Origin of the sequence: Flavobacterium anhuiense (genome assembly GCF_001705175.1) — a bacterium.
GTDB lineage: Bacteria > Bacteroidota > Bacteroidia > Flavobacteriales > Flavobacteriaceae > Flavobacterium > Flavobacterium anhuiense.
Window position 1 is genome coordinate 1,717,891 of the sequence record NZ_CP016907.1, and the last position, 13,183, is coordinate 1,731,073.

The 13,183-nt window shown below is 34.4% G+C and carries 10 protein-coding genes; 7 read left to right on the top strand and 3 right to left on the bottom strand.

Translation table 11 applies throughout. From position 1 onward, the window contains the following. Positions 1 to 154: 154 nt before the first annotated feature. The gene (locus BB050_RS07295; protein ID WP_066033120.1) at positions 155 to 1,699 is read right to left on the bottom strand and encodes an alpha-N-arabinofuranosidase; all 1,545 of its coding nucleotides are present in this window, start codon (positions 1,697 to 1,699) and stop codon (positions 155 to 157) included. 533 nt (positions 1,700 to 2,232) lie between these two features. Here BB050_RS07295 and BB050_RS07300 point away from each other — a divergent pair. Next, entirely contained in the window at positions 2,233 to 2,922 is a 690-nt protein-coding gene (locus BB050_RS07300) for an NUDIX hydrolase (protein ID WP_066033121.1), read from the top strand. Between the two features lie 10 nt (positions 2,923 to 2,932). Here the strand turns inward: BB050_RS07300 and BB050_RS07305 are convergent, their stop codons facing one another. Then, positions 2,933 to 3,925 carry a GntR family transcriptional regulator gene (locus tag BB050_RS07305; RefSeq protein WP_066033122.1) on the bottom strand — a complete coding sequence of 331 codons (993 nt, stop codon included), beginning with the start codon at positions 3,923 to 3,925 and terminating at the stop codon, positions 2,933 to 2,935. 109 nt (positions 3,926 to 4,034) lie between these two features. Here BB050_RS07305 and BB050_RS07310 point away from each other — a divergent pair, with 109 nt between their 5' ends. From BB050_RS07310 to BB050_RS07330, 5 genes are all read left to right on the top strand, one after another. Next, positions 4,035 to 5,087 carry an aldose epimerase family protein gene (locus BB050_RS07310; protein WP_066033123.1) on the top strand — a complete coding sequence of 351 codons (1,053 nt, stop codon included), beginning with the start codon at positions 4,035 to 4,037 and terminating at the stop codon, positions 5,085 to 5,087. 33 nt (positions 5,088 to 5,120) lie between these two features. Beyond that, entirely contained in the window at positions 5,121 to 6,281 is a 1,161-nt protein-coding gene (galK, locus tag BB050_RS07315; protein ID WP_066033124.1) for a galactokinase, read from the top strand. Positions 6,282 to 6,297: 16 nt separating this feature from the next. Further along, positions 6,298 to 7,356: a UDP-glucose--hexose-1-phosphate uridylyltransferase gene (locus BB050_RS07320; protein WP_066033125.1), complete on the top strand. Its 1,059-nt coding sequence runs from the start codon at positions 6,298 to 6,300 to the stop codon at positions 7,354 to 7,356. A 251-nt stretch (positions 7,357 to 7,607) separates the two neighbouring features. Continuing rightward, entirely contained in the window at positions 7,608 to 9,296 is a 1,689-nt protein-coding gene (locus tag BB050_RS07325; RefSeq protein WP_066033126.1) for a sodium/sugar symporter, read from the top strand. Positions 9,297 to 9,546: 250 nt separating this feature from the next. Beyond that, positions 9,547 to 10,326, top strand: a complete 780-nt coding sequence (locus BB050_RS07330; RefSeq protein WP_008465924.1) for an SDR family oxidoreductase — start codon at positions 9,547 to 9,549, stop codon at positions 10,324 to 10,326. Positions 10,327 to 10,466: 140 nt separating this feature from the next. Here the strand turns inward: BB050_RS07330 and BB050_RS07335 are convergent, their stop codons facing one another. Then, on the bottom strand, positions 10,467 to 11,330 hold the full coding sequence (locus BB050_RS07335) for an AraC family transcriptional regulator (RefSeq protein WP_008465922.1): 864 nt from the start codon (positions 11,328 to 11,330) through the stop codon (positions 10,467 to 10,469). Between the two features lie 171 nt (positions 11,331 to 11,501). Here BB050_RS07335 and BB050_RS07340 point away from each other — a divergent pair, with 171 nt between their 5' ends. Then, the gene (locus BB050_RS07340) at positions 11,502 to 13,157 is read left to right on the top strand and encodes a UxaA family hydrolase (protein ID WP_066033127.1); all 1,656 of its coding nucleotides are present in this window, start codon (positions 11,502 to 11,504) and stop codon (positions 13,155 to 13,157) included. Positions 13,158 to 13,183 lie beyond the last annotated feature (26 nt).

Here is a 13,183-nt window from a genome sequence, read left to right on the forward strand (position 1 = left end):
GCCCTAAATCAGAAAATAAATGTCAATGACACATTTATAATATTGCGATTATTTCATCCTAAAACAAAAGTCAATTGTTTTAAAAATTGCATTTTGTTTGCTTAAGCTGTAAAATCCGTTCTTTTTTCCGAACAGATTTTAAGATTTTCATCAATTACTTTCCTTCTAAAACCAACACAGAATAAGGAGGCAATGTTATTTCAAGTTTCCCTTTTTTATTTTCAAAACCTTTAAAAGCAACAGGAACAATTTTATTTGGATTTTCGAAAGAGTTATAATCCTGAAGTTTTGAAGCAGTGATTACACTTCCTGAAAAACCTTTTACACCTAGATCTTTTACATCAATTTCTATTTTGTTTTTATTTACTGGGTCAATATTTACCAGCGAAATATGAACAGAACCGTTCTGATCTTTTGAAGCTGAAGCCGAAACTGCTGGGATACTTTGTCCCTCAAAAACATAAGAAGGCGATTTAAAATCTATTGGCAATAATTTAGCATCCTGATGCACACTGTACATTTTCATGACATGATAGGTTGGCGTCGTGATCATTTTTGCTTTGTCTGTTAAGATTACAGCTTGAAGCACATTAACACATTGGGCTAAGTTTGCCATACGAACACGATCTGCATGATTATTGAAAATATTTAATGTTGCTCCAGCCAAGACAGCATCTCTCATGGTATTCTGCTGATATAAAAATCCTGGGTTTGTTCCTTTTTGAACATCGTACCAGCCTCCCCATTCGTCAACAATCATGGCTACTTTTTTTTCTGGATCATATTTATCCATAACGGCAGCATGTTTTGTCACTAATTCTTCCATTTTCAAGGCAGACTGCATCGTTAAAAAATATTCTTTTTCGGTAAAATCAACATCTGAACCTTTTTTCTCCCAATTGATTACCGCATAATGATGAACACCGACACCGCCAAGCATATTTAAAGGAATGTTTTTCATTAAAACTTCTGTCCAATTATAATCGGAACTGTTGGCTCCAGACGCAATTCTTGTAATTCCGCCTGTATTTCCCCAATCAGACATAAAAGTGGCAAACTTTTTATATTCGTTTGCATAATAATCTGCAGTCATATTTCCTCCGCATCCCCAAGCTTCATTTCCTATTCCCCAGTATTTTACTTTCCAAGGCTCGGTTCTTCCATTTTTCTTGCGAAGGTCACTCATAGGGCTTTTTCCTCCGAAATTGGTGTACTGCACCCAGTCAGCCAATTCCTGAACTGTTCCGCTTCCAACATTTCCAGATAAATACGGTTCTGCTCCAAGCAATTCGCACATATTTAAAAAATCGTGTGTCCCGAAACTATTGTCTTCCGTAACACCTCCCCACCATTGGTTTACAATCGTTGGGCGCTGTTCTTTCGGACCTATTCCATCTTTCCAGTGGTATGTATCGGCAAAACATCCGCCTGGCCATCTTAAATTTGGAATTTTTAAATCTTTTAGTGCTTTTACAATATCATTTCTGACTCCATTGGTATTTGGAATTTTAGACGTATCTCCAACAAAAAATCCTCCGTAAATACAATGTCCCAAATGTTCTGCGAAGTGACCATATATATTTCTATTTATAGTTGGCGCCGAAGCATCATTTTTTACTGAAATAATTACGGACTCTTTCTGTGCAGATATGTTTTGAACGCAAAGCGCAGTAAACAATATCAGTGATAGCTTTTTCATGGTTTTTTAGTTTTTTGGTTTTAGAAATAAGACATAGCTTATTTTTCAATGCTTTTGGTTTTTAAATTATAAGTGTTTGTTTAACATTTGTAAATTTAAATAAAAAAAAGCCACATAAAAAAATAAAAACATCAAAACAACTGGTTGCAAAAAATGGATTTCGCAATTAGATCTTAAAAACCAACATAAATACAGAATTCTTTAGAATATGAAAATGTAAAAACCAAAAAAAATCGACAAAAAACCTTTTGACAGTGGTATTTGTAACAAAATTTAAAAAATTTTGAATCTTGAACGCGAAATAATAATCCTTAGATCAATTCTCTTTTAAAAATGTTTCTACCTTTGACTTGTCATTTTGATATAAAACTGAGGACGAAATATAAAAGAACTTCCTTTCATCATGATCTTATTAAAATTGATTGTCAGAAATTCTTTTTTTTGCAGCCTTAGTATTAAGTGTAAAATTGACATTAATAATTTATGATACGTTTTAAGAAGTTTATATATTTACCTATCCAAATTAATTATATATGCTAAACAGTTATAGTTCTGCTGATAAAGTTTTACTGGCGGTGGACTGCATCATTTTCGGATTTGACAATGAGGGTCTGAAAATCCTTTTAATTCAAAGAGATTTTGAGCCTGAAAAAGGAAAATGGTCCTTGATTGGAGGATTTCTAAAGCGTGATGAAGTTTTAGATGCTGCTGCAACCCGAATTTTAAATACCTATACTGGTCTCAACGATATTTATATGGAGCAGCTGTATGCTTACAGCGAAATTGATCGTGACCCGGTAGAAAGAACCATTTCGGTTTCTTATTTTGCTTTGATTAATATCGAAAACCATAATGCAGAACTAATTAAAAATTATCACGCAGAATGGTTTCCTATTAATGATGCGCCAAACTTAATTTTTGACCATAACGAAATGGTCAAAAATGCCATTAAGAGACTGCGCTACAAAACTTCCATCAAACCAATTGGTTTCGAATTGCTTCCTGAGAAATTCACCATGCGTCAGCTTTTAGAATTGTATGAAGCTATTTTGAGCAAAGAACTCGACAAAAGAAATTTCATCAGTAAAATTAATTCTCTTGAAATTCTAAATAAATTAGACGAAAAAGACATGCAGTCTTCTCGAAAAGGTTCTTATCTGTACACTTTTAACAAAGAGAAATACGAAGAAAAACTACTAAATAATTTTGTGCTCAATTTATAATTGGCATTTCCTATAAAGAATTCCTGAGTATAAGAGCAGATTTGTTTTCAATCTGCTCTTTTATTCCCTGCAAAACCATATCGGCCAGAATTTTTCCCATTAATTCAAAATTGGTCGAAATTGTCGTAATTCCGTTTGCCGCAATTTTTTTCAATGGCGTTTCATTGTACGATATAATTCCGAAGTCTTCTCCTAATTTCAAGTTTCTGCTCATTGCATTTTCTATCACCAAAAGCAAATCACGGTCGTGCGGAATAATATATAAATCTCCCAAAGCAATAGACTGATCACTGAAATCTGAAATAATTTCATAATCAAAACTGTAGGCTTGGCAAAAAGATTCAAAACCCAGTTTCATTCCTGGAGGCTCTCTAAATCCAGGGAAAATTAAAATTAGTTTCTTATATTTTGACAATCGAGATTTACCTTTCATTAACCCTTCGTAAATATCTTTTTGGTGGTTCTGGTAAATCGCTGGGAACATTTTTAACTCTGGATTGGTCTGATCCAATATAATTACATCGTTTACTGGTAGGGTTTTTATCGAGTCGACAATATCGGTTAGGTTGGTCGGCATGATAATATATTTTGTATAATTTCCATTACTGTCATTTATGAGTTTTTTGAAAACCTGAACATTAAAATGATGAAAGAAAATATCAACCTGCACATTTTTTCCAATGTTTTTTAAAAACGAATTATAAATATCTTCTTTAAAAATATTCAATTCATCAAAAAGCAAGAAAATCTTCTGAGTTATAGTGATTTCAACACTTTTAACATAATATCCTTTGCCCGGAATGGCATAAATTATTCCTCTTTTCTTTAATTCGTCATACGCCAATAAGACCGTGTCTCGAGACAAGGAAAAAGCCAAACAGACTTTATTGACAGATGGAAGCCTATCTCCTTTAATTAAATTCTCTTCTTCAATTGCTTTTTCGATTGAAAGAATTATCTGCTTATATTTTGGCAGACCAATATTATTTTGAATTGAAATCATGCTCTACGATAAAGTCGTTTTGACTATTTATAATTAAAAACTGGTAGGTACTGGTATGCAAATATAGAAAATGTTTCTACTTTTGGATTTCATTTTTGCTAAAAATTATATGAAAATAAAACACATATCGCATTTAAAAGAGATTCATAATTGCAAATTGTTTGGTTTAATGCCCAATCAGGAAGAAATTTATTCTTTTGATTTGGTTAACAAAAATGGAATGAAAGTTCAAATTATCAATTATGGCGCAACGGTTACTTCCATCCAGATTCCGATCAATGAAAAACTTACAGATATTGTTTTAGGCTTTGATAATTTAGAAGCATATTTAGAATCTTACAATTTGCCAAGCGCACCGTATTTTGGAACAACGGTTGGCCGTTATGCTGGACGAATTCACAATGCTACTTTTAGCCTTAACGATAAAAAATTTCAACTCTGCAGTAACAATAACGGCAATTCACTGCATGGTGGAGAAATGGGGTTTGGGAGAAAAGTCTGGAATGTAACTGATGCAAAAACTGGTGAAAATCCTTCCATTACTTTTGGACTATTGAGCGAGCATTTAGATGAAAATTTTCCTGGCGAAATGACTGTTTATTTAACGTATACTCTGACAGAAGAAAATGAATTAAAACTAGAATATAAAGCAACCTCAACCGAGGATACCATTATCAATTTGACGCATCACAGTTATTTTAACCTTGACGGTCACGACGGAAATGTTCTAGAACAGCAAATGTTTATCAAATCGGCTAAAATGCTGGAAACAAATCCAGATAATATTCCGACCGGAAATTATACTGATTTAACAAATCATGATTTTGATTTTAGAACTCCAAAAAAATGTCTGTTTCCAATTGACAATTCTTTTGTGGTAAATTCTAAAACTGAAATTGTAGCGCAATTAATCAGTTTAAAAAATAAATTGAGAATGAACGTGTACACCGATCAGCCAAGTGTACACATATATGTAGGCGGAAATTGTTTCGGAAAACTGAAAGGAAAAGAAAATGTTGATTACAATGCTCAAAGCGGAATCTGTTTTGAAACGCAGAATTTTCCAGATGCGCCAAATCATCCTCATTTCCCAAATGCTGTTCTTAAAAAAGGAGAACAATATTCTCAAAAGACACTTTACAAATTTGAAACCTTAAACTAACTATTTATACAATATACCAATTACACAACTATAATGAATGATATTTTAATACAAAATACTGTTGCTTTTTTTGAGAAATCTTTCGGGTCTTCTCCAGAGAAAACGGTACTTTCTCCTGGCAGAATCAACATCATTGGAGAGCATATTGATTACAATGACGGTTATGTTTTACCTGCTGCAATTGATAAAGTAATTTGCTTTGCTTTTGCAAAAAACAACACAAAAACATCTAAAGTAATTGCTATTGATTTAAACGAAGAGTTTGAAATCGATTTGACTCAAGAAGTAAAGCTAAGCGATGTCGTTTGGACCAATTACATCCGTGGCGTTATCAAACAATTGCAAGATAACGGATTTTCTTTTGAAGGTTTCAATTGTGTTTTCAGCAGTAATATTCCGGTTGGTTCTGGATTATCTTCTTCGGCAGCTTTAGAATGCGGAATGATTTTCGGAATCAAATCTCTTTTCGATTTAAAAATTGAAAAAAAAGACATTTCACTATTAGGACAAAAAGCAGAACATTGGGTTGGAATCAACTGCGGAATTATGGATCAGTTTTCGAGCGTTCATGGTCTTGAAAATAAAGTAATCCAATTAGATTGCAACACTTTAGAATTTGAATATCATAATGCCGACTTTAAAGACTATTCTTTGATTTTATTTGATTCTAATGTAAAACATTCGCTCTTTACATCAGAATATAATACCAGAAGAATTGAATGTGAAGAAGGTTTATCGATCATAAAAAGTCATTTTCCAGAAGTAAAAACTTTTAGAAATGCTACAGAAGAACAGGTTTTGAGCCTTAAAGATAAAATGACTGAAAAAGTTTTTGCCAGAGTTCATTTTGTAGTAAAAGAAATCAATCGCGTTATCAAAGCTTGCAAAGCTTTAGACCAAGGAAATATTGAACTTTTAGGAGAATTGCTTTTTGAAACACATTACGGATTGTCGCAAGAATATGAAGTAAGCTGCGAAGAATTAGACATGCTTGTTGATACAGCAAAAGAAGATGATGCCATTATTGGTTCCCGACTTATGGGGGGCGGTTTTGGCGGCTGCACTATCAATTTAGTTAAAAAAGGACATGAAAATGAGGTTAAGCGTAAGTTTTCAAAGCTTTATTTAGATACATTTGGAATTGAATTAAAATTCTATGATGTAAAAATATCAAACGGAACAACGCTACTTTAAAACCACACACACTACAATGAAAAATTTTGACATTAACGAAGATCCGCACAGACGCTTCAATCCATTAATTAACGAATGGGTATTAGTATCGCCACATCGTGCAAAACGCCCTTGGCAAGGACAAAATGAAACCATTTCTACAGAAGAACTTCCTAAATATGACCCAACTTGCTATTTGTGTCCAGGAAATGTTCGTGCTAACGGAATGAATAATCCGCAATACGAAAACAGTTTTGTTTTTGAAAATGATTTTGCCGCTATGAAACAGGACGAAATCATTTTTGAAGATGATATTAAACATACTTTTTTTAAGGCAAAGCCAGAACAGGGTATTTCTAGAGTAGTTTGCTTTTCTCCAAGACATGACCTGACTCTTCCAGAAATGGAAATTGCCGATATTGAAAACATCATCAAAACTTGGCAGAAAGAATATACCGATTTAGGAAGCATTAAATATATCAACCACGTTCAGATTTTTGAAAACAAAGGAAGTGTTATGGGCTGCAGCAATCCGCATCCGCACGGACAAATTTGGGCTCAATCTTCTCTTCCTACTCAAGTTGAAAAAACACAAAACAGCTTAAAATCATATTACGATAAAAACGAGAGAACTTTATTGGAGGATTATGTTAAAGCTGAATTGAAAGCTGGCGAAAGAATCGTAATCGAAAATGATCATTTTGTTGCGCTAGTTCCTTTTTGGGCAATCTGGCCTTACGAAACAATGATTGTAAGTAAAAGAGCCGTAAACAAAATCACCAATTTTACTGCTGAAGAAAGCACCGCTTTCGCGAAAATCTTAAAACAGTTAACTACGAAGTACGACAATTTATTTAATACTTCTTTTCCATATTCATCAGGAATTCACCAATCGCCAACAGACGGTTTACTGCATCCAGAATGGCATTTCCACATGCATTTTTATCCGCCGTTATTAAGATCTGCAACCGTAAAAAAGTTTATGGTTGGATACGAAATGCTAGGGGAATCGCAAAGAGACATTACACCAGAAAAAAGTGCTGAAATTTTGAGACAACTTTCGGATGTACATTACAAAAGAACTGTAAAAGTATAATAGCCTTCTCGTTGTAATAAAGCCAAGAATAAAAATTTAACATAATAATTATCAAATAAATGTAAAAAACACATTTACTGATGACTGATTTCTAAATTTTTATTTTACATTTGGCTTCTGCTTTTATTTTCGCAAAAAAATAACAGAAATAAAACACATCTTGCATTTTAAACAAGATTTAACAACATAAAAGCAAATTTAAAACCACATAAACAAACAACCTATAATAATTATTTAAAATACTACTAACAATGAACCAAAACCTCGCTTTCGCTGACTATGCGGTTTTTATTATTTATTTTATCGTAGTCTCTGTCTACGGTTACACCGTTTACCGCAAACGTAAACAGGACGAACATGATGCTAAAGCTTACTTTTTGGCTGAAGGAAATTTAACTTGGTGGGCAATTGGAGCTTCTCTTATTGCTTCTAATATTTCGGCAGAACAATTCATCGGAATGAGCGGTGAAGGTTTCTTCTTAGGAATCGCTGTCGCTGCTTATGAATGGCTTGCTGCCGTTGCCCTAATTATCGTGGCTGTATGGTTTATTCCTGTATATCTTAAAAACAAGATTTACACGATGCCACAGTTCTTAAAAACACGTTACAACGAATCTACTGCGCTTATCATGGCAGTATTCTGGCTGTTTTTATATGTTTTTGTAAACCTTACTTCTATTTTATATTTAGGAGCAGTTGCGATTAACAAACTTGCTGGTGGAGAATACCTTCACGTAATTATGCTTGGATTGGCTATTTTTGCTTTGTTTATTTCGCTTGGAGGAATGAAGGTTGTAGCGTATACAGACGTTATCCAAGTTGCCGTTTTAATTATCGGAGGTTTGGTGACTTCTTATATTGCCTTAACAACAGTTGCGGAAGCTTTTGGTGTTGGTCAAAATGCAATTGCCGGTTTTAAAGTTTTAATGCAGCAGGCTCCCGAACATTTCAAAATGATTATTCCGAAACCAACTGCAACATCTTCTCAACTTGAAATCGATAAATATTTAACTTTCCCTGGATTGTTATCTTATGCTGCTGGTATCTGGATTATCAACTTAAATTACTGGGGATGTAACCAATACATTACGCAGAGAGCACTTGGAGCAGATTTACAAACAGCTCGTACAGGAATTTTGTTTGCTGGTATGCTTAAATTATTAATGCCGCTTATTGTAATGCTTCCTGGTATTGCTGCTTACGTTTTATACACAAGCGGACACTTACCTCAATTGGAGGGAGGAGTAAAAGATGAGGCATATTCTGCTATATTAACATTCCTTCCAACCGGATTAAAAGGACTTTCAGTTGCTGCTCTTACTGCTGCAATCGTAGCTTCTTTGGCAGGAAAAGTAAACAGTATTTCTACAATCTATACATTAGACGTTCATAAAAAATACATTCAAAAAAATGCTGGCGAAAAACAGCAGGTAAACATCGGTCGTCTTGCCGTTTTTGTTGCTATGCTTTTGGCCGTTTTATTTACATGGAATGACGTTTTAGGAATTGGTGGCGTTGGAGGATTTACCTATATCCAAAAATACACTGGATTCATCAGCCCTGGAGTTTTTGCCATGTTCTTCTTGGGTATGTTCTGGAAAAGAACTACTGGAACAGCGGCAATCGTGGGTGTAATCTTAGGATTCTTATTATCTGTTTTATTTAACGAATACGCTCCAGCTTTATTTGGAAACGATACACTTTTATACACAGCTTACCCTAATGGAAAAGGAGCTTTCGAAATTCCGTTCCACATCTGTATGGGATTATCATTCTTATTCACAATGATTGCAATGATCTTAATAAGTTTTGCTGGTCCAAAAGTAAACCCTAAAGCATTCGAAATTGATTCTGAAATGTTTAAAGTAAAACCGCAGACAACAGTCTTAATCGTTATTACGCTATTGATTATTGCTGCGCTTTATGTTAAGTTCTGGTAATAAATTATCAGTTCTATTCTCTCTATTTTTACAGCTGTTGTTTGTCATGAACAACAGCTGTAAATTTTTAAAAATGTTTTAACACATAGAAGCATAGATTTTTAGCCCATAAGAAAGAGCAAAAAACAAATCTAGATTTGAACACATAGCTATGTGCTTTAAAAAAAATGAAATGCCTTTTTAGGCAAATTAAAACTATGTTTCTATTGTGTTTAAAAATGTTAGCAATAAATTATAATAAAATAAAATCATGCAGTTATCATTAACCCAAAAAATCATTATCGTTACGGGAGGAGCAAAAGGAATCGGTTTAGGAATCGTTAAGGTTTTAGCCGAGGAAAACGCTATTCCGTTTATCGTTGGACGTAACGAAAATGATAACATCAAAGCCGTAGAAGAATTAAAAGCCATCGGAAAGGAAGCGCATCAAGTTGCTGCCGATTTAACAAAACCTGAAGATTGCAAAAAAGCCGTTGAAGCTGTAATCGCAAAATTCGGAAGAATTGACGGACTTGTAAACAATGCCGGAGTTAATGACGGTGTTGGATTAGAAAACGGAAATTATGAAGATTTTGCCGCTTCGCTTCACAAAAACTTAGTGCATTATTATTTGATGGCACAGCATGCACTTCCGTATTTGAAAGAATCGAAAGGCGCCATTGTGAACATCGGTTCTAAAACTGCCGAAACGGGTCAAGGCGGAACCTCAGCTTATGCCGCTTCGAATGGTGGAAGAAATGCGTTAACTAGAGAATGGGCTGTTGAATTATTGAAATACCGCATCCGCGTAAATGCCGTAATTGTAGCAGAATGTTACACACCACTTTACGAAACGTGGATTAATACTTTTGAAAATAAAGAAGAAAAACTAGCTGCAATTACCAAAAATATTCCGTTAGAAAACAGAATGACAACAGCTGAAGAAATCGCCAATATGGTGGTTTTCCTTCTTTCAGAAAAATCAAGCCATACAACGGGACAAATCATTTATGTTGATGGCGGTTACACACATTTAGATAGATCTATTTAGTTTTTTCGCAATTTTTTTCGCCACGAATTCACGAATTTTTATAAATCATAATTCGTGAAATTCAAGCTAATTTCACACACATATACTTCATCATTTTAATTCGTGAATTCGTGGCTATTTTTTTTAAGGATTGAGCAAAATTATATAGCACTATTCTTAAAATCAGAAGGTGTAATTCCTTTAACCTTTTTGAAGAGTTTATTAAAGTTTGAAGCTGTTTTATATCCACATGCGTATGCAATTTCAGACATGCTTTTATCAGTTTCTAGCAACAATTTACAGGCATTCGAAATTCGTATTTCGTGCAGATAATCCACAAAATTTTTCTTGGTTTTTACTCTAAACATTCTGCAGAAAGAAGTCCGCGTCATATTCGCGACAGCGGCAATTTCTTCTAAGGAAATATTCTTTTTATAATTCTTATTGACATATTGAAAAACCTCTGAAAGACGATCTACTTTCGAATCTTTCTGCATTAACGAATAAATTTCGTCGTTGATGTAAATCTTATCCTGACTTTCCGAAAGAATAGACAAAATCTCAAAAAGTCCGATAATAACTTCGAAGTCTTTTTTTGAAACTAATTTCTCCAGTTTTTTAGCAATCTGTTTATTGGTTTTTCCGATAATCGAAATTCCTTTTCCCGCCTGAACAAAAAGTTCGTTGATTTTTTGGGTTTCTTTTAATTCATAAAAAGTTGGTCCGAAAATATCTTTATGAAAATATACGACAATCGAATTGGCTCTTAAATCCTCAATTCCCTGATAATATTTCTCATCATTCAGCCAAACATGCGGAATATCAGAACCTAAAAAAACCATATCACCAGGCTCAAACGGCATTACCGAATTTCCGATAATACGTTTTCCATAACTCTCTTTCACATAAACCAATTCCAATTCCGGATGCGAATGAAACGGCGCCTGAAAAAACGGTTCAATGCGATTGAGCACCGAAACTTTTGTGTTGAGATAAGACGCTATTTTGGTTTGTTCCAATTTCATACTGCAAAGATAATTAAAGATTAGATACGGATAATATTAGACTATTAATGAATAGGTAAAAAGGCTAATTTTATTTTTCGTTAACTGCCCGAATTCTATACAAAATCAGAAGATTAAAATGTTATAAAATGAAAGCAGTGACATCAAAAAAAGAAAAAAAACAACAACACAATGTCTGAGAATAACACAAAAAAACTGGTTGTAAAACTGCATCCAGATGATAATGTATTGGTTGCCTTAACCGATCTTCAAAAAGGCGATTCGATTCATTTTGAAAACGAAACTTACGTTTTGCAAGACCTCATCAAAGCCAAACATAAATTCTACATGCAGGACATGAAGCAAGGAGAAGAAGTAAACATGTATGGCGTTTTGGTTGGAAAAGTGCAAAATGATGTGGCAAAAGGAAGTTTAATGACGACCGAGAACTTAAAACACGCCGCAGATCCTTACGCTTACAGAAATGCTTCATACGAATGGAATGCTCCTGATGTTTCAAAATTCGAAAATAGAACTTTTAAAGGTTACAAAAGAAAAGACGGACGCGTTGGAACGGCCAATTACTGGCTTTTTATCCCAACTGTTTTTTGTGAAAACAGAAATTTGGATGTTATTAAAGAAGCCTTACACAAACAATTAGGTTATGCTGTAACGGATAAATACAATCAATTTACGCATGAACTGCTGGAAAGTTATTTGAACGGAAATGACATTAACGATATTCATATTGAATTGAATCCAACTCCAAAAAACAAACGTGTTTTTGAAAATGTAGACGGAATCAAATTCTTAAATCACCAAGGCGGCTGTGGCGGAACGCGTCAGGATGCTTCTACTTTGAGCGCCTTATTGGCTTCTTATGCAAACCACCCGAACGTTGGCGGAATCACACTTTTGAGTTTAGGATGCCAGCATTTGCAAGTTCAGGATTTTGTAAATGATGTCAAAAGACAAAACCCAGATTTCGATAAACCATTATTTATTTTTGAACAGCAACAGACAGAAAGCGAAGAAGTTCTAATTACCAATGCCATCAAAAAAACTTTTGAAGGTTTAATCGAAATTAACCAATACGAAAGAACCGATGCGCCATTAAGCGATTTATGTATCGGTGTAAAATGCGGAGGAAGCGACGGTTTCAGCGGTGTTTCTGCAAATCCTGCTGTGGGCTACACTTCAGATTTAGTCGTAGCTTTAGGCGGAAAAATTCTTTTGGCAGAATTCCCAGAATTATGCGGTGCAGAGCAGAATTTAATCGACAGATGTGTTACCGAAGATAAAGCTAGAAAATTCATCAATTTAATGGAATCTTATGATGAACTGGCACATAAAGTAGGTTCTGGTTTTCATATGAATCCGTCACCAGGAAATATCAAAGACGGATTAATTACGGATGCCATCAAAAGTGCTGGAGCAGCCAAAAAAGGCGGAACTTCTCCTGTAGTTGATGTTTTAGATTATACTGAATTGGTTACAAAACCAGGATTAAGTTTGGTTTGCACGCCAGGAAATGACGTAGAAGCGACAACTGGAAAAGCAGCTTCTGGAGCAACTTTAATTTTGTTTACAACGGGATTGGGAACACCGACAGGAAATCCAGTTTGTCCTGTAATTAAAGTGGCAACGAATTCTGTTTTGGCAACAAGAATGAAAGATATTATCGATATTGACTGCGGACCAATTATCAGTGGTGAAAAATCTATTGAAGAAATGGGCGAGGAAATTTTGGAATACTGCATCAAAGCGGCAAGCGGCGAAATTATTCCGAAAGCGGTTCAATTAAACCAAGACGATTTTATTCCGTGGAAACGCGGCGTATCTTTGTAAAAGACTCAATTAAAATAACTTAAAAA